Here is a 26,431-nt window from a genome sequence, read left to right as displayed (position 1 = left end):
GGGAAGGTGGGCAGTCATATGGACCTGGACAGCTCCCCCGGCGACGACGCCCTTCGCGCCGAGGCCCGCGCCTGGCTCGCCGCGCATGTGCCGCCCGAGCCGCTGCCGTCCCTGGAGACGCGCGAGGGCTTCGCGGCCCATCGCGCCTGGGAGGCCCAGCTCTACGCGGACCGCTGGTCGGCGGTCTCCTGGCCGCGGGAGTACGGGGGCCGGGGCGCGGACATCTTCCAGTGGCTGGCCTTCGAGGAGGAGTACTACGCGGCGGGCGCGCCCGGCCGGGTCTCGCAGAACGGCATTCAGCTGCTCGCGCCCACGCTCTTCGGCCACGGCACGGCCGAGCAGCGGGCGCGGGTGCTGCCGGCGATGGCGAGCGGTGCGGAGATCTGGGCGCAGGCCTGGTCGGAGCCGGAGGCGGGATCGGATCTGGCCGCGCTGAGATCCCGTGCGGTGCGGACGGACGGCGGCTGGCTGCTGTCGGGGCAGAAGACCTGGTCGTCGCGGGCGGCGTTCGCGGACCGGGCGTTCGGGCTGTTCCGTACGGACCCGGGGGCGGCCAGGCCCCATCAGGGGCTGACGTATCTGATGTTCGACCTGCGGGCGCGGGGCGTCACGGTGCGGCCCGTCGGGCGGCTGGACGGCAAGCCCGCCTTCGCCGAACTCTTCCTGGACGAGGTCTTCGTGCCGGACGCGGATGTGATCGGGGAGCCCGGCCAGGGCTGGCGCATCGCCATGTCGGCCACGGGCAACGAGCGCGGGCTGATGCTGCGCTCCCCCGGCCGGTATCTGGCCGCCGCGGACCGGCTGGTGCGGCTGTGGCGCGAGCGGGGCGAGCCTGCCGGGGCCCGTGACCGGGTGGCGGACGCGGTGATCGGCGCACGGGCCTATCAGCTGTTCACCTGTGCCGCCGCCTCGCGCTTCGCGGCGGGCGCGGCGCTGGGCGCGGAGTCCAGTCTCAACAAGGTGTACTGGTCGGAGTACGACCTCGCCCTGCACGAGACGGCGCTCGATCTGCTCGGCGACCAGGCGGAGCGGGCGGACGGCGAGTGGGCGGAGGGGTATGTCTTCGCTCTCGCGGGCCCCATCTACGCCGGTACGAACGAGATCCAGCGCGACATCATCGCCGAGCGGCTGCTCGGACTGGGGAAGGGCCGCCGCTGATGCGATTTCTGCTCACCGGGGAACAGTCCGCGTTCGCCCGCTCGCTGGACGCGATGCTCACGGCCGCGGACACGCCGAAGACGGTACGGGCCTGGGCGGCCGGGGACTTCGCGCCCGGGCGCACACTGTGGTCCCGGCTGGCGGAGGCGGGCGTCTTGGCGCTGGCCGTGCCCGAGGCGTACGGGGGTCTGGGGCCGCGGCCCGTCGAACTGGCCGTCGCCTTCGTGGAGCTGGGGCGTCATGCCGCGCCGGGGCCATACGCCGAGACGGCCGGTGCGGCGGCGCTGCTGTCCGCGCTGGCGGAAGCAGGCGATCCGGCTCCGGCGAAGCGCCTGCTTCCGCCTCTCGCCGCGGGGGCGCTGCTGCCGACGCTCGCCCTGCACGGCGCAGGCCCGTACGCCCTCGACGCGGACGCGGCGGATTGTGTTCTCGCCGTCGAGCCCACCGGCTCGGGCGGGGCGGACACGCCGGTACGGGGCGAAGGCGGGGCGGACACGCTGCGTCTCGCGCCCGCCGGGCAGGGCGCGCCGCGGGCGTCGGCCGATCCCGCGCGGCGGCTCGGCGTCGCCGGGCCCGGCGGACCGGTGCTGGCGAGAGGTCCGCGGGTGGCTCAGGCGGCGCGGCGGGCGGCCGACTGGGCGCGGCTGGCCACCGCCGCGCAGTGCCTCGGCGTCGGCCTCGCCCTGCTGGACCGCACGGTCGCCCATGTGAAGCAGCGCACCCAGTTCGGCGCTGCGATCGGCTCCTTCCAGGCGGTCAGGCACCGGCTGGCCGACACACTGATCGGCCTGGAATTCGCCCGCCCCCTGGTGTACGGGGCGGCCGTCACCATGGCCCCGGGGGATGTCGCCGCCGCCAAGGCGGCGGCGGGCGAGGCCGCGTACACCGCCGCCCGCACGGCCCTTCAGCTGCACGGCGCGATCGGCTACACCGAGGAGCTTGACCTCTCCCTGTGGCTGCGCAAGGCCCGGCCGCTGCGGGACGCCTGGGGGACGCCCGCCCGGTGCCGGGCGGAGGTGCTGTCGGCACCCGTCGCCGCGTCTGACGCCGGGCCTGGCGTCAGACGCTGATGCCTCGTGCGGCGGCGGCCAGCCACTGGCTGTGGCCCGGAACGCCCTGCCCCCGCTGCTCCCTCCTGCCGAACCGGCGGAAGAGGCCGGTCAACCGTCCTTCCCGGGAGGGGGCTTCAGGGCCGCTCAGAAGGACTGCACCGCCTGCGAGAGCTCGCCGACCGCCGCCGCCAGGGGGGCCACCGGCTGGGCGAAGGCCGTCAGCCGGTCGAGGGCGCGGCGCACCACCCCGGGCTGGGGTTCCTCGTCGTCCAGTTCCTCGCGGAGTCTGCGCAGCTCCGCCCGGGGGGACTCCTGGTCCGGCAGGGCGGCGCGGTGCTCCTCCAGCAGGCGCTCGATGAGGGCGAGCAGCTCCCGTATCTGCGCGCGCTCATCGGCTGTGGGGGCGGCGGCCTGGACGAAGACCCGGCCGGCGTTGGCCTGTGCGCCGGAGCCCACAGCCTGGTTGCCGGCCTGGTTGTTCCCGCCGTAGTACTGCACGCCGAGGTTGTCCCCGCGTGGTGAGCCGTCGGGCGACGGACGGGACTGATCGGGCATCGGGTCCTCCTAACCCTTCGCCGCGGCCGAAGAGGCCCCGGACGCCTGAGCCGACGCGGTCCGGGCGGTGGCCTGCGCGCCCTGGCCGACCGCCTGGTTGCCCACGACGCTCACCCCGCCGGTCTGCATGACCCCGTGGTTGAGGATGGTCTGGGTCTGGCTGCGGAAGTCGGCGGTGTCGACGCCGTGCTCGTCGAGGAAGTCCCGTACGGCCGCCAGGGTGTGCCGGTCCAGCGCGGCGAGCGTCCGCTCGGCGTCCACCCGCTGGAAGTGGTTGAGGTATTCCGGGCTGAGGACCTCCTCGCGGATGCTCAGCCGTGCGCCGCGGTCAAAGGCGGGGTCCTCGTCCGCGGCCTGCATCTCACGGAGGAGCCTGCGGCGTCTGCGGTCCTCGGCGCGCGCGTAGCGGAAGGAGGAGCCCGGGGCGGCGAACAACGCGCCGCCGGTGCGTCGCACGGCGTTCAGCAGCAAGGCGCGGCGGCGCTCCGCGGTGAGCGTGGCGGGCAGCAGGTCCACGATGTGCAGCTCGCGCCGTACGGGCCCGAGGACATGCCGTTCGCAGTGCAGATGAAGCGACTTGCCGACCACGGCCACATGCAGGAACTGGCTGGGCACCACATCGCCGCCCCACATGGGCAGATGGGCGGCCAGACAGTGCCGCGCCGGTCCGTCCGGGCTCAGTGCGATCCGCCGTATCTCCTCGTCGGGCAGCGAGGTGACCGGCGCGCAGAGGGGTTCGGGCAGCAGTCTGCCGTCCGAGGCGATCTGCGTGCCGCTGACGAACACCCGGTCCTCCAGGAGGAGACCGGAGAGGCTCGGCCCGCCGGCGGGAGTCCCGCCGGGCGCGCCGCCGGTCTGGGTGGGCACGGTGGCGGCGTGCCGTTCCGCCGCCGCCTTGAGCCGGGCACGCAGGCGTTCGACGACCTCCCACGCGTCGAACTCCACGACCGCGCGCGCGTCGCCTGCGGAGTCGGACGGGTGCTCGGCGGGCAGCAGAGGCAGCGACAGCGACCACGTCGACTCCCGCCGGGCGTACCCGAGGAACGGCGAGTATCCGCTGTAGACGGTGACATTGCCGCGCTGCGCCTCTGCCACCTCGTCGATCCGGCCGGCGGCCCACTGCTCGACGGGCCTCGGCTGCGGCAGCGCGCTCGGGTCGAACACCTCGCGGCGCAGCGTCCCCCGCAGCCGCGCGTCCACGTCCAGTTCCTCGTCGGCGAGCGTACGGAAGGCCAGGAAGCCCGCCGCGACCGTGGCGAGCAGCGGCGGAATGCCCAGCAGATAGCCGCCGGCGAGCCAGGCGAGCAGCCCCGGCAGGGGAATCGCGGACAGGGCGAGGCCCAGCAGCAGTCCGGTGATGAGCAGGGCGGCCGAGGTGAGGGCCAGCCGCCAGGCCGCGGCCGCCGGGTCCGGCAGCTCGCGGCCGCGCAGGGAGCGCCGGGGGATCGTGGCAGCGGCGCTCAGCGCATTGAGCCCCCAGCGGGCGAACACCAGCCATAAGGGGCTGAACACCGCGATGACGCCCCAGGCGAGGGTGAGCCGCACATCCCGCTCCCGGTGCAGCTGCCGGGCGGCCAGACAGTGCCGCGCGACCGGGACCAGGTCGACGCCGGGCGAGGTGGCGACCGCGCCCAGTTCGTCCCCCAGCACATCCTCGACCACACGGCGGGAGAAGGCCGGATCGGTGTAGGCGGCGGCGCACAGATAGCGGGTGACGTCGCCCGGCGCGCTGCCGGTCGCGACGGCGTCGACGGCGTCCTGGGAGGAGGAGATGGCGGCCATGGCTCTTCTCCGTTCGCGGCCACGGGCTGACGAAACGCTGAAAAATCCGCCTGACCTGCCTGACCCAGCCGATCCGGCTGATCCAGCCGATCCGGCTGCTCCGATGGACCCGGCGAAGACGGCGGCGACGGCCAGGCCCAGCAGTACGCCGAAGACCAGTCCGTCGACGAGGAGATAGACGAACGCGTCGGCCTCGTCCCGGCCGAAGACGCTGACGGCTCTGGGGCCCCTGCTTACGATGACCGCCCATGCGGGCACCGCTGCGACGGCGGAGACGAGGACGCCGACGCCGAGCGCCGCGGCCCACCGGACACCGCCCGCGGCCGGGGCCCGGGCCATCAGCCGGGGCACCAGGACGATGACGCCGAGGAGCAGCACGGCCGCCGAGGCGTTCCCGCTCCAGCCGATCGCGGCCGAGAAGCTGTCAGGGCCCGGTGAGGGATCCCACTCGGGCACGTACAGCGCGCGGTACAGCAGCGCCTGGACGGCGTTGTCCGCGCGGAGCTCGCGCAGCGGCTCCCGCGCCCAGGGGCTGCCCAGCAGCAGCAGGCTCGCGCATAACAGCGCGACTCTCCCCCGCACCGGCTTCCCCATGCCGATCGTCCGTTCCATGCCACCCCCCGGAACAGCTTCAGGCTCAGCACTGTAGAAGTCCGGGCGCGATGTGTCAGCAGGCTGTGGAAAACCCCGCGCAACACCGCGGCGCCTGCCGTGGTCCGGTCGGGGACGAGGCAGGCGCCGCGATCAGTTCCGTACGCCGTTGTACGGGACGTCTATGGGCCTTTCCGCGGGGCCGCGGCGGTCACGCGGTCAGGCCGGTCAGGCCGGTCGCCGGTCAGGCCGGTCACGCGCTCAGACCGTGAGCGCGCGGTCGGTCGGGCGGATGGGGGCGGGAAGCTCGCTCGCCCCCGTGAGGTAGCGGTCCACTCCGCGGGCGGCGGAGCGCCCCTCGGCGATGGCCCAGACGATCAGGGACTGGCCGCGGCCGGCGTCGCCCGCGACGAACACGCCGTCGACGTTGGTGGCGAAGTCGGCGTCGCGTGCGACGTTGCCGCGCTCGTCCAGTTCCAGGCCGAACTGCTCGACCAGGCCGTTGGACCGGTCGGTGCCGGTGAAGCCCATCGCCAGGGTGACCAGCTGCGCCGGGAGCTTCCGCTCGGTGCCGGGCTTCTGCTCCAGCTTGCCGTCCTTGAACTCCACCTCGACCAGGTGCAGATACTGGACATTGCCGTCCTCGTCGCCTTCGAAGTGCGTCGTGGACACGGAGTAGACCCGCTCGCCGCCCTCCTCGTGCGCCGAGGTGACCTTGTAGAGCATGGGGAAGGTCGGCCACGGCTGGTTCGCGTTCCGCTCCTCGCCGGGCCTGGGCATGATCTCCAGCTGGGTGACGGAGGCCGCGCCCTGCCGGTGGGCGGTGCCCACGCAGTCCGCGCCGGTGTCGCCGCCGCCGATGACGACGACATGCTTGCCCTCGGCGGTGATCGGCGGGGCGACGTAGTCGCCTTCCTGCACCTTGTTGGCCAGCGGCAGATACTCCATCGCGAAGTGGATGCCCTTCAGCTCCCGGCCGGGGACGGGCAGATCGCGGGAGACGGTCGCGCCCGCGGCGATGACCACCGCGTCATAGCGGCGGCGCAGCTGCGCGGCGTCGATGTCGCGGCCGATCTCGACGCCGGTGCGGAACTTGGTGCCCTCCGCGCGCATCTGCTCGATGCGGCGGTTGATGTGCCGCTTCTCCATCTTGAACTCGGGGATGCCATAGCGCAGCAGTCCGCCGATGCGGTCGGCCCGCTCGTACACGGCCACGGTGTGGCCGGCGCGGGTGAGCTGCTGAGCGGCGGCCAGGCCGGCCGGTCCCGAGCCGATGACGGCGACGGTCTTGCCGGACAGCCGCTCCGGCGGCTGCGGCTTGACGTCGCCCGCGCCCCACGCCTTGTCGATGATGGAGACTTCGACGTTCTTGATGGTGACGGCCGGCTGGTTGATGCCGAGGACGCACGCCGCCTCGCAGGGCGCGGGGCACAGCCGCCCGGTGAACTCCGGGAAGTTGTTGGTGGCGTGCAGCCGCTCGCTGGCGGCGGCCCAGTCCTCGCGGTAGGCGTAGTCGTTCCACTCGGGGATCAGGTTCCCCAGCGGGCAGCCGTTATGGCAGAACGGGATGCCGCAGTCCATGCAGCGGCCGGCCTGCTTGCTGATGATCGGCAGCAGCGAGCCGGGGACGTAGACCTCGTTCCAGTCCTTGACGCGCTCCTCGACGGGGCGGGTCTTGGCGACTTCGCGCCCGGTGGTCAGGAAGCCCTTGGGGTCAGCCATTGATCGCCGCCTCCATCATCTTCTCGGTGGTCTCGGACTCGGAGAGCCCGGCCCGCTCGGCGGCGTCCTTGGCGGCGAGCACTGCCTTGTACGTGGTCGGAATGATCTTGCTGAAGCGGTCCGCGGACGCGTCCCAGTCGGCCAGCAGCTTCTCGGCTACGGTGGAGCCGGTCTCTTCCAGGTGGCGGCGCACGACGTCGTGCAGCCACTGCTTGTCGGCGTCCGTCAGCGGCTCGATCGCCTGCAGATTGCCGGGGTTGACACTGTCCCGGTCGAGGTCGACGACATAGGCGACGCCGCCGGACATGCCGGCCGCGAAGTTGCGTCCGGTCTCGCCGAGGACGACGGCGTGGCCTCCGGTCATGTACTCGCAGCCGTGGTCGCCCACGCCTTCGGAGACGACCGTCGCACCGGAGTTGCGTACGCAGAACCGCTCGCCGGTGCGGCCGCGCAGGAAGATCTCGCCGCTGGTCGCGCCGTACGCGATGGTGTTGCCGGCGATGGTCGAGTACTCGGCGAGGTGGTCGGCGCCGCGGTCGGGGCGGACCACGATCCGGCCGCCGGACAGGCCCTTGCCGACGTAGTCGTTGGCGTCGCCCTCCAGGCGCAGGGTGATGCCGCGCGGCACGAACGCGCCGAAGGACTGGCCGGCGGAGCCGGTGAAGGTGATGTCGATGGTGTCGTCGGGCAGGCCCGCGCCGCCGAACTTCTTGGTCACCTCGTGGCCGAGCATGGTGCCGACGGTCCGGTTGATGTTGCGGACGGCGACCTGGGCGCGCACCGGCTGGGCGTCCTCGGCCGTGGCCGCGCCCAGCGCGTCCGCAGCCAGCTTGATCAGCTCGTTGTCGAGGGCCTTCGCCAGCCCGTGGTCCTGCTCGACCAGCTGGTGGCGCACCGCGCCGTCGGGCAGCTCGGGGACGTGGAAGAGGGGTTCGAGGTCCAGGCCCTGCGCCTTCCAGTGGTCCACCGCGCGGGTGGTGTCCAGCAGCTCGGCGTGGCCGACGGCCTCGTCGAGCGTGCGGAAGCCCAGCTCGGCCAGCAGCTCGCGGACCTCCTCGGCGATGAACTCGAAGAAGTTGACGACGAATTCGGGCTTGCCGGAGAAGCGGTCCCGCAGCGTCGGGTTCTGGGTGGCGATGCCGACCGGGCAGGTGTCCAGATGGCAGACGCGCATCATGACGCAGCCGGAGACGACGAGCGGGGCGGTGGCGAAGCCGAACTCCTCCGCGCCGAGCAGCGCGGCGATGACGACGTCGCGGCCGGTCTTGAGCTGGCCGTCGGTCTGTACCACGATCCGGTCGCGCAACCCGTTGAGCAGCAGCGTCTGCTGGGTCTCGGCCAGACCCAGCTCCCAGGGGCCGCCCGCGTGCTTGAGCGAGGTGAGCGGGGAGGCGCCGGTGCCGCCGTCGTGGCCGGAGATCAGCACGACGTCCGCATGCGCCTTGGACACGCCCGCGGCGACCGTGCCGACGCCGACCTCGGAGACCAGCTTCACATGGATGCGGGCGGCCGGGTTGGCGTTCTTGAGGTCGTGGATCAGCTGGGCGAGATCCTCGATGGAGTAGATGTCGTGGTGCGGCGGCGGGGAGATCAGGCCCACGCCGGGCGTGGAGTGCCGGGTCCTGGCCACCCACGGGTACACCTTGTGGCCGGGCAGCTGGCCGCCCTCGCCGGGCTTGGCGCCCTGCGCCATCTTGATCTGGATGTCGTCGGCGTTGACCAGGTACTCGGAGGTGACGCCGAAGCGGCCGGAGGCGACCTGCTTGATGGAGGAGCGGCGCTCCGGGTCGTACAGGCGCTCCGGGTCCTCGCCGCCCTCGCCGGTGTTGGACTTGCCGCCCAGCCGGTTCATGGCGATGGCGAGCGTCTCGTGCGCCTCCTTGGAGATGGAGCCGTACGACATCGCGCCGGTGGAGAACCGCTTGACGATCTCCGAGGCCGGTTCGACCTCCTCGATGGGGATCGACGGGCGGTCGGAGGCGCCGTTCTTGCCCGTCTTGAAGGCGAACAGGCCGCGGAGCGTCATCAGCCGCTCGGACTGCTCGTTCACCCGGTCCGTGTACTTCTTGAAAATGTCGTAGCGCTTGGTGCGCGTGGCGTGCTGGAGGCGGAAGACCGTCTCCGGGTCGAACAGATGGGGCTCGCCCTCGCGCCGCCACTGGTACTCGCCGCCGATCTCCAGGGCGCGGTGGGCGGGGGCGATGCCGCTGGCCGGGTACGCCTTGGCGTGCCGGGCGGCGACCTCCTGCGCGATGACGTCCAGGCCCGCGCCGCCGATCTTGGTGGCGGTGCCGTCGAAGTACTCGGCGACGAAGGCGTCGTCCAGGCCGACGGCCTCGAAGACCTGCGCGCCGCGGTAGGAGGCGACGGTCGAGATGCCCATCTTGGACATGACCTTCAGCACGCCCTTGCCCAGGGCGTAGATCAGGTTGCGGATGGCCTTCTCGGGCTCGATGCCCTCGATGAAGGTGCCGGCGCGGACGAGGTCCTCGACGGACTCCATCGCCAGGTAGGGGTTGACGGCGGCCGCGCCGTAGCCGATCAGCAGCGCGACATGGTGCACCTCGCGGACGTCGCCGGCCTCGACCAGCAGCCCCACCTGGGTGCGCTGCTTGGTGCGGATGAGGTGGTGGTGGACGGCGGAGGTGAGCAGCAGCGACGGGATCGGGGCGTGCTCGGCGTCCGAGTGGCGGTCGGAGAGCACGATCAGCCGGGCGCCGCCCTCGATGGCCGCGTCCGCCTCCGCGCAGATCTCCTGGATGCGGGCGGCCAGCGCCTCGCCGCCGCCGCTGACCCGGTACAGGCCGGAGAGGGTGGCGGCGGTCATGCCGGGCATGTCGCCGTCGGCGTTGATGTGGATGAGCTTGGCCAGCTCATCGTTGTCGATCACCGGGAAGGGCAGGGTGACGCTGCGGCACGACGCGGCGGTCGGCTCCAGCAGATTGCCCTGCGGGCCCAGCGAGGAGTGCAGCGAGGTGACGAGCTCCTCGCGGATGGCGTCCAGCGGCGGGTTGGTGACCTGCGCGAACAGCTGGGTGAAGTAGTCGAAGAGCAGCCGGGGGCGCTCGGAGAGCGCGGCGATCGGCGAGTCGGTGCCCATGGAGCCGATCGGCTCGGCGCCGCTGCGCGCCATCGGGGCGAGCAGGACCCGCAGCTCCTCCTCGGTGTAGCCGAAGGTCTGCTGACGGCGGGTGACCGAGGCGTGGGTGTGGACGATGTGCTCACGCTCGGGCAGATCGCCGAGTTCGATGATCCCGCTCTGCAGCCACTCCTGGTACGGCTGCTCGGCGGCGAGGGACGCCTTGATCTCGTCGTCCTCGATGATCCGGTGCTCGGCGGTGTCGACGAGGAACATCCTGCCGGGCTGCAGCCGGCCCTTGCGGACCACCTTGGCGGGGTCGATGTCGAGGACGCCGACCTCGGAGGAGAGCACGACCAGGCCGTCGTCGGTGACCCAGTAGCGGCCGGGGCGCAGGCCGTTGCGGTCCAGGACCGCGCCGACCTGGACGCCGTCGGTGAAGGTGACGCAGGCGGGGCCGTCCCAGGGCTCCATCATCGTGGAGTGGTACTGGTAGAAGGCGCGCCGGGCCGGGTCCATGGAGTCATGGTTCTCCCACGCCTCGGGGACCATCATCAGCACGCTGTGCGGCAGTGAGCGGCCGCCGAGGTGGAGCAGCTCCAGGACCTCGTCGAAGGAGGCGGAGTCGGAGGCGTCCGGGGTGCAGACGGGGAAGATCCGCTCCAGGCGCTCCCGGTCCCCGAAGAGCTCCGAGACGAGCTGCGACTCGCGGGCGCGCATCCAGTTGCGGTTGCCCTTGACCGTGTTGATCTCGCCGTTGTGGGCGACGAAGCGGTACGGGTGGGCCAGCGGCCAGCTCGGGAAGGTGTTGGTGGAGAACCGCGAGTGGACCAGGGCGACCGCGGTGGCCAGACGCCGGTCCGACAGGTCGGGGAAGAAGGGCTCCAGCTGGCCGGTGGTCAGCATGCCCTTGTAGACGATCGTGCGGGCGGACAGCGACGGGAAGTACACCCCGGCCTCGCGCTCCGCGCGCTTGCGCAGCACGAACGCCTTGCGGTCCAGCGCGATGCCGCTGCTCACGCCGTCGGCGACGAACAGCTGGCGGAAGGCCGGCATGGTGGCGCGGGCGGAGGCCCCGAGCAGATCGGGGGCGACGGGGACCTCACGCCAGCCCAGGACGGTCAGGCCCTCCTCGCCGGCGATCGTCTCGATCTGCGAGACGGCGGCGGCGTTCGCGGCGGCGTCGTCCTCGGCGGGCAGGAAGGCGATGCCGACGGCGTACGCGCCGGCCTCGGGGAGCGTGAAGTTCGCGGTCTCGCGCAGGAATGCGTCCGGGACCTGGAGCAGGATGCCCGCGCCGTCGCCCGAGTCGGGCTCCGAGCCGGTCGCGCCGCGGTGCTCCAGGTTGCGCAGTACGGTCAGCGCCTGCTCGACCAGCTCATGGCTGGCAACACCGGTGAGGGTGGCCACGAACCCGACGCCGCACGCGTCGTGTTCGTTACGGGGGTCGTACATCCCCTGCGGGGCGGGGCGACCGTCCATGGGCGACCAGGCGTCGGAACGCATCGGCTCTCCCGTCGTCGTCGTGGCATGTTTCCGTGCCGAGGGACGACGTTGGCCCTCCGCGAAATTTCGTGCAGGTTACATGATGGAGCGCTTCTCGCGAAGTGGATAGCGCATTCCAGCATGCGGACGCTGCGGACACCGCAGCAGCGGTGGAAGCGGATGGAGGCCGGGCGGATCGCATCCGCCGGACCGGCGCAGCGCAGGCTTCATTGCCTGCGCGCTCTCGGCTCATGCCCTGCGGTCAAGGACCTGAAACCGGGGGGTAACGAAAATTTATGTGGCTTCACGCATAGTGTCTCACCCCGGAAGGGCTCCGGGGAGGGAGGTTCATCACAGACGCGCCCGCGCTGTGGTGTGCCCGCGCCACCGCTGTGGTGTTCCGGTATGCGGCCGACGCCCGCGGCCGGCCCCGCTGCCCATCGAGATCGTCGACATCTGTGACAGACGGTGACCGGGGCCCCTGCGCCCCGGTCGCCCCAGGATGAGCGGGAGCGGGGAATGACGCAACCCTGCGGAGGCGAATATTCCGGCGGCCGGGGCCAAAACCGGCCGTCTGCCGCACGTCAGAGCGCCGCGCCGAACCGCGCCAGCGCGCCGAGCCAGTGCACCGCGCCAGTGCACCGCGCCAGTGCACCGCGCCCAGCCAGTGCACCGCGCCAGTGCACCGCGCCCAGCCAGTGCACCGCGCCAGTGCACCGCGCCCAGCCAGTGCGCCGAGCGACCCGCGTCAGAACGCCGCGCCGAACAGAGCCCCCAGCCCGTATGTCACCGCGGCCGCCGCCCCGCCGAGCGCCAGCTGCCGCAGACCGCTGTACCACCAGCTGCGGGCGGTGACACGGGCCACCAGCGCACCGCAGCCGAACAGCCCGACGAGCGCCAGCAGCACGGCAGGCCACAGGCTGCTCGCCCCGAGCAGATACGGCAGCACGGGCAGCAGGGCGCCCAGCGCGAAGGAGCCGAACGACGACACCGCGGCCACGAGCGGCGACGGCAGATCGTCCGGATCGATGCCGAGCTCCTCACGGGCATGGATCTCCAGCGCCTGCTCCGGATCCGCGGAGAGCTGCATCGCCACCTCGCGGGCGAGCTTGGGGTCGACGCCGCGCGAGACATACAGCGCGGCCAGCTCCTCCATCTCGTCCACCGGGTGCTTGCGCAACTGCACACGTTCGACGTCCAGTTCCGCCTGGACCAGATCGCGCTGCGAGGCGACCGAGGTGTACTCGCCCGCGGCCATGGAGAAGGCGCCCGCCGCGAGCCCGGCGAGCCCGGTGATCACGATGGTCTGCTGGGAGACGGCGCCGCCCGCCACACCCGCCATCAGGGCGAAGTTGGAGACGAGACCGTCCATCGCGCCGAACACCGCGGGACGCAGCCAGCCGCCGTTGACGTCACGGTGGGTGTGGTTGTCACGGTGCGCCTCGTGCAGCGCCGCCTCGGTCTCGATGATGGACACAGCTCTCCCCCTGCTTTGTCGTCTGCTTTGTCGTCTTGCTTTGTCGTCGCGGAATGCGCCGCGTGCACGCATAGGAATCTGTCGGGCCCGGGCGGTGGACCCGCTCCCCCTCAACACCTCGAAAGTACGCGCGATGTAAGGGGCGCGCCAGCAAGGCAGGGCATACTTACCTGGCGTCAGGCGGGTGACGCTGAGCCCCGGGAAGCGCGTCGCCGCATCCCGCGTGGCACATATCCGGGAACGGTCCGCACTCCACGGAAAGGACCCGCCCATGGAGTTGATTGCATGCAATCCGCCGACGTCGGCGGAGCCGGCGACGCTCCTGGAGCGGGCGCGCGGGGCGCTGCTGGGACTGGCGGTGGGGGACGCGCTGGGCGCGCCCGCGGAGAATATGCGGCCGTCCGAGATCCGCCGCCGCTGGGGCCGGATCGAAGGGTTCGTCAGCGACGACCCGGCGGGCACGGACGACACGGAGTACGCCGTCTTCTCCGGGCTTTTGCTGGCCCGGCACGGCTCCGCGCTGTCCGTCGCCCATGTGGAGCGCGCCTGGCACCGCTGGATCGCCGATCTCGACGAAGGGCCGTTCCGGGGGGCGGGGTTCAGCGAGCGCGGCACCCTGGAGAATCTGCGGCGCGGGCTGGCCGCGCCCATCTCCGCCCAGCACCGGCACGCGTGGAGCGACGGGCTGGCGATGCGGGCGGCCCCGTTCGGGGTGTTCGCGGCCGGGCGGCCCGCGGAGGCGGCACGGCTGGTCGCGATCGACGGGGCCGTCAGCCACGACGGCGAAGGGATCTACGGCGGGCAGGCGGTGGCGGCCGGGGTCGCGGCGGCGATGGCGGGCGCGGGCCCGGCGGGGGTCATCGGGGCGGCGCTGTCCGTGATCCCGATGGACTCCTGGACGGCGCGCTCCCTGCGGCGCGCGGTCGTGGCGGCGGGCCGCAGGTACCCGGACCGGCTGTCCGCGGAGCGCGGGGTCCGCTCCGCGGTGGTGATCGGCGGCTATCCATGGACGGATCTGGCCCCCGAGGCGGTGGGCCTTGCGTTCGGCGCGTTCGCCGCGGCCCGCGGTGAATTCCGTACGTCGGTGCTGACGGCGGTCAACATGGGCCGCGACGCGGACACCACGGCGGCGGTGGCCGGCGCGCTCGCCGGCGCCCTGTCCGGGGCCGCGGCGATCCCTCCGGAGTGGTCCTCGGCGATCGGCCCCGTCCGCGGCGCCTGCCTGCCCTCGATGCGCGGCTACCACGTCCTGCACGTGGCGTCCCTGCTCACCCCGGACGCCTCCGTACGAGCCACCTCATGACCCCGCCCACCGGCGGCGAGGACGGTCGCCGGCCCGGGGAGGGGGCCGCACGACGGCGCGAGGAGCGGCGGGAGGCGGCCGGCCCACAGCCCGGAGCGCAGCCCCGCAAACAGCGGAGGGCCGGGGACGTGCCCCCGGCCGCGGGAAACGGGGGTCCCGCTGCGCCGCAGGGCGCAGGGGGAGGGGAGACAACCGGCCCGGGCGGCAAGGGCAGCCGTATCGAGGGGCTCCTCCTCGGGCTCGCCGCAGGCGACGCCGCCGGCTGGCCAGCGGCCAGGCACCGTGCCGCCCGCATGCCCGAGTGGACCCGCCGCCTCACCCGTGAGCTCGACACCTTCGCCGAGCAGAACGCCACCACCACCCTCCCCGTCCCCCTCGCCCTCAACCAGCCCCCCGAACCTCTCCGCCTCGGCCCTTCGGACGACTCCGAGTGGGCCGCCTTCGCCGCCGAGACCGTGCTCTCCGCCGCCGGCGGCCGCTTCGACGGCCTTGCCCCCGCGCTCCGCATGCGCGCCGCCGTCGACCTGGCCTGGAACTCCCTCGCCGGCGAGATCGCCGCCGCGGCGGCCCGCGCCCCCGAGGTGGAGTCCGCCGTGCCGCCGCTGCGCGCCCGCATCTCCGTGCGCGCCGGTCTCGGCAACCTCGCCACCGGACTGCGCCCACCCGCCACCGGGCACGATAATCCGCACTATTTCGACGACGCCGCCTGTGTGCGCGCCGCGGTCCTCGCCGTGGTGCACCCCGGCGATCCCGACGCGGCCGCCGAGCTCGCCGAGTTCGACGCCCGCTACACCCAGGACGGCGACGGGGTGCACGGCGCACGGGCGCTGGCCGCCGCCGTGGCCGCGGCGCTCGGCGGCGCGGACGTCACGGCCACCGTGGACGCCGCCCTAGACGAGCTCCCCGACACCACCGAGATCGGCCGCAACGCCCGCCACGCCGTCAAGCTCGCCCGGCACAGCCGGGGCGCGTTCGAGCTTGTCCCGCTCCTTGAGCATCAGATCGTCGACCACGTCTACAGCTATGGCATCGCGGCCGCCGAGACCGTCCCCGTCGCCCTCGCCCTGACGGCCGCCTCCCGTGGCCGGGTCGCCGAGGCCGTCCCCGCTGCCGCCTGTCTGTCCCGGGTCGCCGACTCCGCACCCGCCCTGGCGGGCGCGCTGACCGGGGTCGTCGGCGGCGCGAGCGGCATCCCGGCCAGCTGGCGCGACGTCTGCCGCACCCTCGCGGGCTGTGCGCTGCCCCGGCTGTCCGGCACGGACCTCGTGGAACTCGCCGGGCTGCTCGCACACACGGAACTGACCGCCGCGGGTGGACAATTCCGGCATGACATCACTCGATGACCGGATCGCCGGCAGCCTGGTCGGCGCGGCGGTCGGCGACGCCCTCGGCGGACCGGTCGAGGGCTACGCCCCGGAGCAGATCGTCCAGCGGCACGGGGGCCGCATCACCGGCTTCGTCGGCCCCTGGCACGGCGACGACTGGCGCACCGCCCGCCCGATCGCGCCGTACCACAAGGGCGATGGCCATGTCACCGACGACACCCTGATGACCCATGCGCTGGTCCGCGTCTACACGACGGTACGGGACCACCTCGACGCCTACGCCGTCGCCGGTCATCTTGTCCCCGACCTCATGTCGCACCCCCGCTGGATTCCCGAACTCGAAGCCGAGGCACTTCCGCTCCAGCGCATCTTCCTCGCCGAGAAGTGGCTGGTCGCCCGGCTCCACTACGGTCATGCCGACCCCCGCGAGGCGGGCGCGGGCAATATCGTCAACTGCGGTGCGGCCATGTACATGGCCCCGGTGGGTTTGGTCAACGCGGCCAACCCCGCCTCCGCGTACGCGGAGGCGCTCGACATCGCGGGCGCGCACCAGTCCTCGTACGGCCGTGAGGCGGCAGGCGTCCTCGCCGCGGCCGTGGCCGCCGCCTGTGCCCCGGACGCCACCCCCGCCTCGGTGGTCGACGCCGCGCTCGCGCTCGCCAAGGACGGCACGCGGGCCGCGATCGAGGCGGTGTGCGAAACGGCCGCGCTCCACAGCGACATGGAGACCGCGCTGGGCCCGCTCCGCGAGGCCGTCGCGCCCTTCGACACCGTGGGCCCTGACTACCGCGCCCCGTCCCTGGCCGCCCGCCGCCCCTCCCGGCTGCACGCGGTGGAGGAACTCCCCATCGCCCTGGGGATGCTGCTCGTCGGCGGGGGCGACTACCGGCGTACGGTGCTGGGCGCGGTCAACTACGGCCGGGACTGCGACTCCATCGCCACCATGGCGGGGGCGATGGCGGGCGCGCTCCACGGCGAGGGCGCGGTCCCGGACACTTGGGCGAAGACCGTCGCCGAGGCCAGCCGGCTCGATCTGCACGCCCCGGCACGGGAGCTGACCGCGGTCGCGCGTGAGATCTTCGCCCGCGATACGGGGCGCCGCCGGGCCCATGAGGCCGCCTTCGCCCGGCTGACGGAGGACTGATGAGACCGGTGAATCTTCGCCTGACCTGGGTGCAGCCAGAGGACCTCCTCGGCCATGAACTGCGTCAGGCCCAGGAGGACGGCCGTGACGCCCGCTCCGTGCGCCGCCGCTGGCTCGACGCGGGCGGCGCCCTGGCCCCGGCGCGCGCGGGAGCCTCCCCGCACCCCGCGCCCCCGCGGCTGCGCACACTCGCCGCCGAACTGCTCGACGAACTCGCCCTGCTTCCCTCCCCGCTGGCCGCGGCCGAACCGACCGGCCTCCCCGCGATCATCGCGGCCTGCCCCGACTGGCCCGCCCCGCCGCCGGGCCCTGGCCCGGCCGACAGCGCGTACGGCGCTTCCGTGCCGGAACCCGGCGACGCCTCCACGGCCCATCCGGAGCCCCCGGCCGTGGCCCGTCCGGGCCGGGGCATCACCGGCCCAGACGGCGAGGGCGCCGGGCCGGACGCCCGTACCGGCGACGCCCCGGAGCGCCCGCCCGGCGCAGCCGACCCCGGTACGGACGGCTCCGGCACGGACGGCTCCGCGGCGACCGGCTCCCTGTCCGGCGTCGCACGCCGCGCCGCCGAGCACCGCACGCCCGGCCCCGCCCTCGGCGGACCGCCCCAGCCGCCGACGCCCGGCCCCGCGCGCTCCAGCGCCGGCCTCACGGCCGCCCTGCACGCCGCCTGGCTCGGCCGGGCGGCCGGCTGTCTGCTCGGCAAACCCGTGGAGAAGCTTCCGCTCGACGGCATCCGCGCCCTCGCCCGCGCCACCGGCAACTGGCCCCTGACCACCTGGTTCACCAACCGGGGCGTGCCGGCCGAACTGGCCGCGGCACACCCGTGGAACCGGCACAGCGCGGACAGTTCACTCGCCGAGAACATCGACGGCATGCCCGAGGACGACGACCTCAACTACCCCCTCCTCAATCTGCTGCTGCTTCAGCGCCACGGCAGCGGCTTCCGCACCGCCGACGTGGGCCGGCTCTGGCTGGAACAACTCCCCGCCGGGCGCACCTTCACCGCCGAGCGTGTCGCCTACCGCAACCTCCTCTCCGGACTCGAACCCCCGCTCACCGCCCTGCACCACAACCCCTTCCGGGAGTGGATCGGGGCTCTGATCCGCGCGGATGTGCACGGCTGGACGCACCCCGGCGACCCCGCGGCCGCCGCCGCACAGGCGTACCGCGACGCCGCCCTGACCCACACCGCCAACGGCGTGTACGGCGCGATGTTCCTCGCGGCCGCCCTCGCCGAGGCGGGCACAGGCACGGCCGATGTGCAGCAGTGCCTGTCTGCCGGGCTGCGGGTGGTGCCGCCGTCGTCCCGGCTGGCCGAAGCCGTGCGCACCGGTGTCACAACCGCGTGCGCGCACCGGGACTTCGACGCCGCCGTCGACCGGCTGCACTCCGCCTACGGCGCGTATCACTGGGTGCATGTCGTCCCCAACGCCGCCCTGCTGGCCGCCGCTCTCACCCATGCCGACGGCGACTTCAGCGCCTCGATCTGCCGCGCCGTCTCCGCGGGCATGGACACCGATTCCATCGGCGCGGCCGCCGGGTCGCTCGCCGGTCTGCTCGCCGGGAGCCCGGACGCCCTCCCGGAGCGCTGGACCGCGCCGCTCAAGAACCGTCTGGCCACGTCCGTCCCCGGTTTCGACGGGGTCGGCTTTGACACCCTCGCCCAGCTCACATGTCAGCTCACCCACCAGGAGGCACTCAGCCCATGACCGGCATCGCGGTGCTCGGCAGCACCAATATGGACCTCGTCGCGTATGTCGCCCGCGCGCCGAAACGCGGGGAAACCGTCACCGGACGGGAGTTCCGCACGATCCCCGGCGGCAAGGGCGCCAACCAGGCCGTCGCCGCCGCACGCGCCGGCGGCGACGTCTCCATGATCGGCGCGGTCGGAGCGGACGACTTCGGCGGTCTGCTCCGCCGCACCCTCGCCTCCTCCGGCGTCGACACCGATCTGCTGCGCACGGCGGAAGGCCCCTCCGGCACCGCGCATATCGTCGTGGACGACGAAGGCGGCAACTCCATCGTCGTGATCCCCGGCGCCAACGGCCATGTCACCTCCCTCGCTCCGGGCGATGAAACCCTCATCGCCTCCATGGACACACTGCTGCTGCAGCTGGAACTCCCCCTCAGCGCGGTGCTCGACGGCGCGGAGGCCGCCCGCCGCCATGGCGTCCGCACCGTGCTCACCCCCGCCCCCGCCCAGCCCCTGCCCCCTGAACTGCTGGCCGCCGTTGATCTGCTGATCCCCAATGAGCACGAGGCCGCTGCCCTCGCCGGGGTCTTCGACCCGCCCGCGGCAGCCCAGGAGCTGCTGCGCCAGGTCCCCGAGGTGCTGATCACCCTCGGCTCCGCGGGCTGCCTGTACGCCGCCCGTGACACACCTCCCCTCGCGGTGCCCGCCCCGCGGGTGACCGCGGTGGACACCACCGCCGCGGGGGACACCTTCGTCGGCGCACTCGCCGTCGCCCTGGGCGAGGGCCGGCCGATGCGGCAGGCGCTCGGCTGGGCGTCGGCCGGCGCGGCCCTGTGCGTCCAGCGCCCGGGCGCCTCCACCTCCATGCCGTACCGGGCGGAGATCGACGCCGCGTACGCGTCGCACACTGCCGGGCGTCCCTCATGACGGCGGCTCCGGCGGCCGCCGCCCCGGCGCCGACGCCGCTCCACGGGCTGCGCGTCCTCGATCTGGCCACCCTCTTCGCGGGACCGCTCGCCGCCACCCTGCTGGGCGACTTCGGCGCGGACGTCATCAAGGTCGAACACCCCACCAGGCCCGATCCCTCCCGCACCCATGGCCCGGCCAAAGACGGGATCGGGCTGTGGTGGAAGCTGCTCGGCCGCAACAAGCGCACCATCACTCTCGATCTGTCGGCTCCGGGGGGCCGCGAGACACTGCTGCGGCTGGCCGCCTCCACCGATGTGATCATCGAGAACTTCCGCCCGGGCACCCTGGAGAAGTGGCGACTGGGCTGGGAAGAGCTGAGCGCGGTCAACCCCCGGCTCGTCCTCACCCGCGTCACCGGCTTCGGCCAGTTCGGCCCCTATGCCCACCGGCCCGGCTTCGGCACGCTCGCCGAAGCCATGAGCGGCTTCGCCGCCGTCACCGGCGAACCCGACGCCCCGCCCACGCTCCCTCCTTTCGGCCTCGCCGACTCCATCGCCGCCCTGGCCACCGCCTATGCCGTGATGACCGCCCTTGCCGCCCGCGCTGCGAACGGCCGGGGCCAGGTCGTCGATATGGCGATCATCGAGCCGATCCTCACCGTGCTCGGCCCGCAGCCCCTCTGGTACGACCAGCTGGGCTATGTCCAGCCCCGCACCGGCAACCGCTCCCGCAACAACGCGCCCCGCAACGTCTACCGCACCGCCGACGGCTGCTGGGTGGCCGTGTCCACCTCCGCCCAGTCCGTCGCGCAACGCGTCATGCGGCTGGTCGGCCGCCCCGATCTGATCGACGAGCCCTGGTTCGCCACCGGCAGCGGGCGCGCCGACCACGCCGATCTGCTCGACGAGGCGGTCGGCGGCTGGATCGCCCGCCGCAGCCGGGCCGAAGCGCTGGCGGCGTTCGAGAAGGCCGAAGCGGCGATTGCGCCGGTCTATGACATCCGCGACGTCATGGACGATCCCCAGTACCGCGCGCTGGACACCGTCACCGAAGTGCCCGACCCGGAACTCGGCGCGCTGCGTATGCAGAACGTCCTCTTCCGGCTCTCCGAGACCCCCGGCGCCATCCGCTGGACCGGACGGCCCCATGGCGCGGACACGGACGCCGTCCTCGCCGAACTCGGCCTCTCCCCCGCCGACATCACCGCACTCCGCTCCCAAGGAGCGCTATGACCCTCCCCCTCACCTGGCTGTACGCGCCCGGCGACCGGCCCGTGGTCGTACACAAGGCGCTCACCTCCGGCGCCGACGTCGTCATCGTCGATCTGGAGGACGCGGTCGCCCCCGGCCGACGGCGGTACGCCCTGGACGCCACCGTCGAACTGCTCTCCTCCGCGCAGCCGCTTCCCGTGCATGTGCGCATCGACACCCCCCGTGCCGTCGAGACCCTGGCAGAGCTGCCGGGCCTGTCCGCCGTACGTGTTCCCAAGGTCGCACACGCCACTGACATCCGGCGCATCGCGGCGAGGGCGCCGGGCCTCCCGCTGTATCCGCTGCTGGAATCGGCGCTGGCCGTGGAGCGTGCGTACGCCATCGCCACGGCCCATGACGCGGTGCGCGGCATCGCGCTCGGCGAGGCCGATCTGCGGGCGGAGCTGGGGGTGCGCGGCGACGCGGCCCTCGACTGGCCGCGCACACGCACCGTGTTCGCCGCGCGGGCGGCCGGGCTGCCGCCTCCCGCCCAGTCCGTCTATCCCGACGTACGCGATCTCGACGGGCTCGCCGGGTCCTGCGCACACGGCCGGGATCTGGGCATGCTCGGCCGGGCGGCCGTCCACCCGCGCCAGCTGCCGGTCATCGAGCGGGCGTATCTCCCGACACGGCGGGAGGTGGAGGAGGCGGAGGAGATCGTGAAGGCGGCGGCGGAGGACGAGGGGGCGGTGGCGCTGGCGGATGGGCGCTTTGTGGATGCGGCGGTGGTCGCGGCGGCGGAGCGGACGCTGGCGCTGGCGCGGCGGGAGCCCCTGGGGTGACCGGGGGGCTTCCCCGCCCCGCCCCTTCCCGAAACTGGGGGCTTCGCCCCCAGACCCCCTCCGGGGGGAGGGTTCGCGGGGCTGCCGCCCCGCACCCCGCCGACGGCAGCTTCGCGCCGCAGACGCCGACGCGGCGCACCGCAGGGGCACAGCTGCCTGTCGGACCGGCCCCCTCCCGGGAGGAGGGTTCGCAGGGCCGCCGCCCCGCACCCCGCCAACGGCAGCTTCGCGCCGCGGACAGCGACCGCGCACTGCGAGGCCACGGCCACGCGCGGCGGACAACGGAGGCGTACTCCGTGGTCACGCCCGCGGGCCGCAGACGCCGGCGCGGCACACCCCAGAGACACACCCGCCCGCTACACACACCGCCCCAGCACACCCCAGAGACGCCTCGCGTGCCGTGGAGCCAGCTGCGGACGGTGAAGCCGCCGGGGCCCAAGGGGTTCGGCGGCTTCGGGACGGGTGGGGGCCAAGGGGGGTCAGCTCGGTTGGGCTGACTCCGTTCCCGTGTTCTTGACTTCGTTCTTGGCGTCGCTCTTGACGTCGCCCTTGGCGTCGCGGTCGGCCTTGGCGTCGTGCTCCTTGCCGTCGTCGCCGTCCGCCTTCTTGGCCGGGTCCACGGCCGCCGGTTCCACGATCTCCTCGCGGCCGGGGCGCAGCCGTGCGGAGAGCACGATGTAGGTGACGGCGAGCACGAAGACGATGATCGAGGTCCAGACGTTGAGGCGCAGGCCCAGCACATGGTTCGCCTCGTCGATCCGCATGTACTCGATCCAGCCGCGGCCGGCGCAGTACGCGGCGACGTAGAGGGCGAAGGCCCGGCCGTGCCCCAGCCTGAAGCGGCGGTCCGCCCAGATCACCAGCAGGGCGACGCCGATGGACCACAGGGACTCGTAGAGGAAGGTCGGGTGGTAGAGGCCCGCCTCCCGGTTGACGCCCTCGGTGATCCTCAGGGCCCACGGCAGATCGGTGGGCTTGCCGTACAGCTCCTGGTTGAACCAGTTGCCCCAGCGGCCGATCGCCTGCGCGAAGGCGAGGGCGGGGGCGAGGGCGTCGGCCCACGCCGGCAGCGGGATGCCACGGCGGCGGCAGCCGATCCACGCGCCCACCGCGCCGAACGCGACCGCGCCCCAGATGCCGAGGCCGCCTTCCCAGATCTTGAACGCGTCGACCCAGTTCTCACCCTCGCTGAAGTACAGCTGATAGTCGGTGATCACGTGGTAGAGCCGACCGCCGACCAGGCCGAAGGGCACCGCCCAGACGGCGATGTCGGCGACGGTGCCGGCTTTGCCGCCCCGAGCGACCCAGCGCTTGTTGCCGTACCAGACGGCGACGAAGACACCGATGATGATGCAGAAGGCATAGCCGCGCAGCGGAATGGGTCCGAGGTGGATCACTCCGGTCGACGGGCTGGGAATGTAGGCAAGGTCCATGGCAGCACCGACGCTACCTTGCCGGGTGGGACAAGCGGCAACCCACCCGGCAACGTATGGGTAACGGGCCCTGGCCGCAGGGGGCCGTCAGGACCCTGCCGGGGCTGGGGATCCCGTGCCGGCGGGCGAGGGGGAGCGTGTCGGGGACGCGGGCTGCTCGGTGCCCGGCTGCTTGCCTTCGTTGGCCTCCGCGACCCACTTTTTGAAGTTCTCGACGCTGATCTGCTCGTCGCCCTTCTGCGGGAAGATCGATTCTCCATTGAGCAGGACGGTCGGGGTGCCGCGGAAGCCGCCCTCCTGGAAGGCCCGATTCGACTCGGTCACCCAGGCGCTGTATGTGCCGTCCTGCACGCACTGGCGGAACGCGGGCGTGTCCAGGCCCTCGACCTTGCCCGCGAGCTCGATCAGCTTGTCGTTGTCGGCGTAGGCGTCGTCCGGCTCCGGCGGCTGGTTCTCGAACAGCACGTCGTGGTAGGCGGCGAAGTGCCCGGCGTCCTGGGCGCAGGCGGCGGCGTTCGCCGCGCGCTTGGAGCCATTGCCGCCCAGATTGCCGTCGATGATGGTGGCGAGACGGTATTCGGCCTTGAGCTGCCCCTGCTCCGTCATGTCGTGGATCGTGTCCCGCAGGGCGTTTTCGAACGCGGCGCAGGCGGGGCAGCGGAAGTCCTCCCACACGGTGAGCGTGGAGGGCGCGTCGGGCGCGCCGACCGGGATCGCGAGCTGCTCCTCGCCTTCCGCGCCGGCGGGCGCGACCACGGGCCCCGCGTCCGTGCCGTCGCCGCCGTCCTTTCCGGCATTGGCGGCGATCAGGCCCACGACCGCGGCGAGGCCCAGGACGCCGACCACCGCCGAGGCGACGATCAGCGTCCGCCGTCGCTTCTCGCGCCGCTTCTCCAGCTCGCGCTCCTGCTGGAGCCGCTCCCGAGCTGACCGCCTTCGATCTTGATTATTCTCGCTCACAACCCGCAAACGAACCGGGGAGGCACGAACATGCCTCCCCGGTCGCAGTTCCACCCCTTCGAGTGATGGGCGGGCGAGTGATGGGCGGCGCCGTGCTTACGCGCGTGAGCGCACGCCCCTGGCCAGCTCCCCGGCCAGCTCGCGTACCGCGGCGATCCCGGCGGTCTGGTCCGGCGCGTCGAGGAGCCGCTTGACGAAGGCCGAGCCGACGATCACGCCGTCGGCGAAGGAGGCGACCTCGGCAGCCTGCTCGGGGTTGGAGACGCCGAGACCGACGCAGACGGGGAGCCCGCGACGGGCGGCGGCGGTCTCCCGGGTGCGCCGTACCAGGTCCTGGGCCTGTGCGCCGACCGACTCACGCGTGCCGGTGACGCCCATGAGCGAGGCCGCGTAGACAAAGCCGGAGCCCGCCGCGGTGATCTTCTCCAGTCGGGCGTCCCGGCTGCTGGGCGCGACGACGAAGACCGTGGCGAGGCCGTGCTTCTCGGCGTGCTCGCGCCACAGTCCGGACTCCTCGACCGGCAGGTCGGGCAGGATGCAGCCCGCGCCGCCCGCCTCGGCAAGCTCGGCGGCGAACCGCTCGACGCCGTAGCGGTCGACAGGGTTCCAGTACGTCATCACGAGGACCGGCTTTCCGGTGGCCTCATGGGCCTCGCGGACCGTGCGCAGCACATCGGCGATCCTGACGCCGCCGCGCAGGGCGATGTCGTCGGCGGTCTGGATGACCGGCCCGTCGAGTACGGGGTCGCTGTGCGGAAGGCCGACCTCGACCACGTCCGCGCCGCCGTCCAGGGCGGCCTTGACGGCCTCGATCCCGCCCTCGACGGTCGGGAACCCGGCCGGGAGATAGGCGATGAGGGCGGCCCGGTTCTCCGCCTTGGCCGTGGCGAGGGCGGCGTTCAGCAGTTCGACATTGCCGCTGCTTCCTGTGTTTCCGGTACTTCCTGTGTTGCGGGTGATGCCGCTGCTTCCGGTGTTCTCGCTCACTGGGCATCACCCTCCGGGGAGTCGTACAGGCCGAAGTAGCGGGCCGCCGTGTCCATGTCCTTGTCGCCGCGGCCGGAGAGGTTGACCAGAAGCAGCCCGTCCTCGCCCAGCTCCCGGCCGACCCGAAGCGCCCCTGCCAGGGCGTGCGCCGACTCGATGGCCGGGATGATGCCCTCCGTGCGGGAGAGGAGGCGCAGCGCCTGCATCGCGTCGTCGTCGGTGACCGCGATGTACTCGCCGCGCCCGACGTCCTTGAGGTACGAGTGCTCCGGCCCGATGCCCGGGTAGTCGAGTCCGGCGGAGATCGAGTACGGCTCGGTGATCTGGCCCTCCTCGTCCTGGAGGACGTACGAGCGTGAGCCGTGCAGGATGCCCGGTTCGCCCGCGGTGAGCGTGGCCGCGTGCTCCCCCGACTCGATGCCGTGGCCCGCGGGCTCGCAGCCGATCAGCCGCACCCCGGCGTCCGGGATGAAGGCGTGGAACAGCCCGATGGCGTTCGAGCCGCCGCCGACGCAGGCGATCGCGGCGTCCGGGAGCCGTCCCGCCCGTTCGGTGATCTGGCGCTTGGCCTCCGCCCCGATGACGCGGTGGAAGTCGCGGACCATGGCGGGGAAGGGATGCGGTCCGGCGACCGTGCCAAACAGATAGTGCGTGTGCTCGACATTGGCGACCCAGTCGCGGAACGCCTCGTTGATGGCGTCCTTGAGGGTGCGGCTGCCGGACTTCACCGCGATGACCTCGGCGCCCAGCATGCGCATCCGGGCCACGTTCAGAGCCTGCCGCTGGGTGTCGATCTCACCCATATAGATGGTGCAGTCCAGGCCGAACAGAGCGCAGGCGGTGGCGGTGGCCACGCCGTGCTGGCCCGCGCCGGTCTCGGCGATGACCCGCGTCTTGCCCATGCGGCGGGTGAGCAGCGCCTGGCCCAGCACGTTGTTGATCTTGTGTGAGCCGGTGTGGTTGAGGTCCTCCCGCTTGAGGAAGATCCGCGCCCCGCCCGCGTGCTGTGCGAACCGGGGCACTTCGGTGAGCGCGCTCGGGCGTCCTGTGTAGTTGGCCAGCAGATCGCCCAGTTCGGCGGCGAAGGCGGGGTCGGCCTTGGCCTTGTCGTACTCGACGGCGACCTCGTCGACCGCGGCGACCAGCGCCTCGGGGATGAACTTGCCGCCGAAAGCGCCGAAGTACCCCTCGGCGCTGGGCACTTGGCCCTCGGTATCCGGAATGAAGAAGTCAGAAGGCATCCGACGTACTCCTGAAGAAGCTACGGGCTGATGTCACCGTATGCGCTGTGGCTCTCATGGTCCCCGCGTAGGGCAGGGCGCGCCGGGCCCCTTGTCTACGTCTACTTGTCTACGCGGGGTCGGCGGAGGTCACAGGGCGGCGCGGGCGCGCCATCGCATGCCGTTGACCTGGCCCGGCTCATCGCCGATGACATAGCGGACGCGGCGGCCGTGGACTCGCCGGGCGGGCGCGCGGCAGCCCCTGGGCCGGCAGCCGCGCGCCAGCGGGGCGTGCGGCAGCCGCGCCGGCATGCCGGCGGAGCGCAGGCCGGGGCGGATGTGACGCGGCGCGACGCAACAGCCCGCGGCGACGGCGACGGGCGTCACGTCGGCCGATGCCGCGGCGGCGGACGCCGCCATGCCGACCGGCGCCGCGGCGACGAGCGCCGCCATGCCAGCCGCCGCCGCGGCGACGGGCGTCGTCACCGGGGCGGGCGGCACGGCAGGCGTCGTCGCGGAGGCGG

At 73.0% G+C, this 26,431-nt stretch carries 19 protein-coding genes; 9 read left to right on the top strand and 10 right to left on the bottom strand.

All coding sequences use genetic code 11. From position 1 onward, the window contains the following. The first annotated feature begins 18 nt into the window (after nucleotides 1-18). Together OF819_RS00815 and OF819_RS00810 are read left to right on the top strand one after the other, a co-directional pair. The gene (locus OF819_RS00815) at nucleotides 19-1,158 is read left to right on the top strand and encodes an acyl-CoA dehydrogenase family protein (RefSeq protein ID WP_267241291.1); all 1,140 of its coding nucleotides are present in this window, start codon (nucleotides 19-21) and stop codon (nucleotides 1,156-1,158) included. After that, the gene (locus OF819_RS00810) at nucleotides 1,158-2,228 is read left to right on the top strand and encodes an acyl-CoA dehydrogenase family protein (protein WP_267241290.1); all 1,071 of its coding nucleotides are present in this window, start codon (nucleotides 1,158-1,160) and stop codon (nucleotides 2,226-2,228) included. Before OF819_RS00815 ends, OF819_RS00810 begins: the two co-directional genes overlap by 1 nt. A 126-nt stretch (nucleotides 2,229-2,354) precedes the next feature. Here the strand turns inward: OF819_RS00810 and OF819_RS00805 are convergent, their stop codons facing one another. The 5 genes from OF819_RS00805 to OF819_RS00785 form a co-directional block, all read right to left on the bottom strand. Next, the gene (locus OF819_RS00805; protein WP_267241289.1) at nucleotides 2,355-2,765 is read right to left on the bottom strand and encodes a DUF5955 family protein; all 411 of its coding nucleotides are present in this window, start codon (nucleotides 2,763-2,765) and stop codon (nucleotides 2,355-2,357) included. Between the two features lie 9 nt (nucleotides 2,766-2,774). Next, nucleotides 2,775-5,159 (bottom strand): hypothetical protein, encoded by a 2,385-nt coding sequence (locus tag OF819_RS00800; protein WP_267241288.1) that lies wholly within the window; start codon nucleotides 5,157-5,159, stop codon nucleotides 2,775-2,777. A 240-nt stretch (nucleotides 5,160-5,399) separates the two neighbouring features. Then, a complete protein-coding gene (locus tag OF819_RS00795) occupies nucleotides 5,400-6,860 on the bottom strand; it encodes a glutamate synthase subunit beta (RefSeq protein ID WP_267241287.1) in 1,461 nt (486 codons plus the stop codon). Further along, nucleotides 6,853-11,445, bottom strand: a complete 4,593-nt coding sequence (gltB, locus tag OF819_RS00790) for a glutamate synthase large subunit (RefSeq protein ID WP_267241286.1) — start codon at nucleotides 11,443-11,445, stop codon at nucleotides 6,853-6,855. The genes OF819_RS00795 and gltB overlap by 8 nt, the downstream gene beginning before the upstream one ends. A 727-nt stretch (nucleotides 11,446-12,172) precedes the next feature. Further along, nucleotides 12,173-12,901, bottom strand: coding sequence for a VIT1/CCC1 transporter family protein (locus OF819_RS00785; RefSeq protein WP_267241285.1), 729 nt, complete (start codon nucleotides 12,899-12,901; stop codon nucleotides 12,173-12,175). A gap of 271 nt (nucleotides 12,902-13,172) precedes the next feature. On the opposite strand from OF819_RS00785, the gene OF819_RS00780 reads away from it, so the two are divergent. Genes OF819_RS00780 through OF819_RS00750 form a run of 7 tightly spaced genes read left to right on the top strand, consistent with a single transcriptional unit; the run spans nucleotide 13,173 to nucleotide 21,307 of the window. After that, nucleotides 13,173-14,204, top strand: a complete 1,032-nt coding sequence (locus OF819_RS00780) for an ADP-ribosylglycohydrolase family protein (protein ID WP_267241284.1) — start codon at nucleotides 13,173-13,175, stop codon at nucleotides 14,202-14,204. Next, entirely contained in the window at nucleotides 14,201-15,547 is a 1,347-nt protein-coding gene (locus OF819_RS00775) for an ADP-ribosylglycohydrolase family protein (RefSeq protein WP_267241283.1), read from the top strand. The genes OF819_RS00780 and OF819_RS00775 overlap by 4 nt, the downstream gene beginning before the upstream one ends. Further along, the gene (locus OF819_RS00770) at nucleotides 15,531-16,673 is read left to right on the top strand and encodes an ADP-ribosylglycohydrolase family protein (RefSeq protein WP_267241282.1); all 1,143 of its coding nucleotides are present in this window, start codon (nucleotides 15,531-15,533) and stop codon (nucleotides 16,671-16,673) included. Before OF819_RS00775 ends, OF819_RS00770 begins: the two co-directional genes overlap by 17 nt. Continuing rightward, on the top strand, nucleotides 16,673-18,382 hold the full coding sequence (locus OF819_RS00765) for an ADP-ribosylglycohydrolase family protein (protein ID WP_267241281.1): 1,710 nt from the start codon (nucleotides 16,673-16,675) through the stop codon (nucleotides 18,380-18,382). Before OF819_RS00770 ends, OF819_RS00765 begins: the two co-directional genes overlap by 1 nt. After that, the gene (gene rbsK, locus OF819_RS00760) at nucleotides 18,379-19,293 is read left to right on the top strand and encodes a ribokinase (protein ID WP_267241280.1); all 915 of its coding nucleotides are present in this window, start codon (nucleotides 18,379-18,381) and stop codon (nucleotides 19,291-19,293) included. Before OF819_RS00765 ends, rbsK begins: the two co-directional genes overlap by 4 nt. Further along, entirely contained in the window at nucleotides 19,290-20,507 is a 1,218-nt protein-coding gene (locus tag OF819_RS00755) for a CaiB/BaiF CoA transferase family protein (protein ID WP_267241279.1), read from the top strand. The genes rbsK and OF819_RS00755 overlap by 4 nt, the downstream gene beginning before the upstream one ends. Beyond that, the gene (locus OF819_RS00750) at nucleotides 20,504-21,307 is read left to right on the top strand and encodes an HpcH/HpaI aldolase/citrate lyase family protein (RefSeq protein WP_267241278.1); all 804 of its coding nucleotides are present in this window, start codon (nucleotides 20,504-20,506) and stop codon (nucleotides 21,305-21,307) included. Before OF819_RS00755 ends, OF819_RS00750 begins: the two co-directional genes overlap by 4 nt. Nucleotides 21,308-21,786: 479 nt before the next feature. Here the strand turns inward: OF819_RS00750 and lgt are convergent, their stop codons facing one another. From lgt to trpM, 5 genes are all read right to left on the bottom strand, one after another. Further along, nucleotides 21,787-22,740, bottom strand: a complete 954-nt coding sequence (gene lgt / locus OF819_RS00745) for a prolipoprotein diacylglyceryl transferase (RefSeq protein WP_267241277.1) — start codon at nucleotides 22,738-22,740, stop codon at nucleotides 21,787-21,789. Between the two features lie 87 nt (nucleotides 22,741-22,827). Beyond that, nucleotides 22,828-23,700 (bottom strand): DsbA family protein, encoded by an 873-nt coding sequence (locus tag OF819_RS00740; RefSeq protein ID WP_267241276.1) that lies wholly within the window; start codon nucleotides 23,698-23,700, stop codon nucleotides 22,828-22,830. Nucleotides 23,701-23,796: 96 nt separating this feature from the next. Further along, a complete protein-coding gene (gene trpA, locus OF819_RS00735; protein ID WP_267241471.1) occupies nucleotides 23,797-24,660 on the bottom strand; it encodes a tryptophan synthase subunit alpha in 864 nt (287 codons plus the stop codon). Nucleotides 24,661-24,683: 23 nt separating this feature from the next. After that, nucleotides 24,684-25,928 (bottom strand): tryptophan synthase subunit beta, encoded by a 1,245-nt coding sequence (trpB, locus tag OF819_RS00730; RefSeq protein ID WP_267241275.1) that lies wholly within the window; start codon nucleotides 25,926-25,928, stop codon nucleotides 24,684-24,686. 129 nt (nucleotides 25,929-26,057) lie between these two features. Further along, on the bottom strand, nucleotides 26,058-26,219 hold the full coding sequence (gene trpM / locus OF819_RS29185) for a tryptophan biosynthesis modulator TrpM (RefSeq protein WP_416370452.1): 162 nt from the start codon (nucleotides 26,217-26,219) through the stop codon (nucleotides 26,058-26,060). Nucleotides 26,220-26,431: the final 212 nt, after the last annotated feature.

The organism is Streptomyces sp. PR69 (assembly GCF_026420845.1).
Taxonomy (GTDB): domain Bacteria; phylum Actinomycetota; class Actinomycetes; order Streptomycetales; family Streptomycetaceae; genus Streptomyces.
The sequence above is the reverse complement of the archived record's forward strand: the minus strand, read 5'-3'. Positions and strand labels throughout refer to the sequence as shown.

Coding starts and splice junctions, on each gene's coding strand:
- OF819_RS00815 (WP_267241291.1), top strand. CDS start 19: ATGGACCTGGACAGCTCCCCCGGCGACGACGCCCTTCGCGCCGAGGCC.
- OF819_RS00810 (WP_267241290.1), top strand. CDS start 1,158: ATGCGATTTCTGCTCACCGGGGAACAGTCCGCGTTCGCCCGCTCGCTG.
- OF819_RS00805 (WP_267241289.1), bottom strand. CDS start 2,765: ATGCCCGATCAGTCCCGTCCGTCGCCCGACGGCTCACCACGCGGGGAC.
- OF819_RS00800 (WP_267241288.1), bottom strand. CDS start 5,159: ATGGAACGGACGATCGGCATGGGGAAGCCGGTGCGGGGGAGAGTCGCG.
- OF819_RS00795 (WP_267241287.1), bottom strand. CDS start 6,860: ATGGCTGACCCCAAGGGCTTCCTGACCACCGGGCGCGAAGTCGCCAAG.
- gltB (WP_267241286.1), bottom strand. CDS start 11,445: ATGCGTTCCGACGCCTGGTCGCCCATGGACGGTCGCCCCGCCCCGCAG.
- OF819_RS00780 (WP_267241284.1), top strand. CDS start 13,173: ATGGAGTTGATTGCATGCAATCCGCCGACGTCGGCGGAGCCGGCGACG.
- OF819_RS00775 (WP_267241283.1), top strand. CDS start 14,201: ATGACCCCGCCCACCGGCGGCGAGGACGGTCGCCGGCCCGGGGAGGGG.
- OF819_RS00770 (WP_267241282.1), top strand. CDS start 15,531: ATGACATCACTCGATGACCGGATCGCCGGCAGCCTGGTCGGCGCGGCG.
- OF819_RS00765 (WP_267241281.1), top strand. CDS start 16,673: ATGAGACCGGTGAATCTTCGCCTGACCTGGGTGCAGCCAGAGGACCTC.
- rbsK (WP_267241280.1), top strand. CDS start 18,379: ATGACCGGCATCGCGGTGCTCGGCAGCACCAATATGGACCTCGTCGCG.
- OF819_RS00755 (WP_267241279.1), top strand. CDS start 19,290: ATGACGGCGGCTCCGGCGGCCGCCGCCCCGGCGCCGACGCCGCTCCAC.
- OF819_RS00750 (WP_267241278.1), top strand. CDS start 20,504: ATGACCCTCCCCCTCACCTGGCTGTACGCGCCCGGCGACCGGCCCGTG.
- lgt (WP_267241277.1), bottom strand. CDS start 22,740: ATGGACCTTGCCTACATTCCCAGCCCGTCGACCGGAGTGATCCACCTC.
- trpB (WP_267241275.1), bottom strand. CDS start 25,928: ATGCCTTCTGACTTCTTCATTCCGGATACCGAGGGCCAAGTGCCCAGC.
- trpM (WP_416370452.1), bottom strand. CDS start 26,219: ATGCCGGCGCGGCTGCCGCACGCCCCGCTGGCGCGCGGCTGCCGGCCC.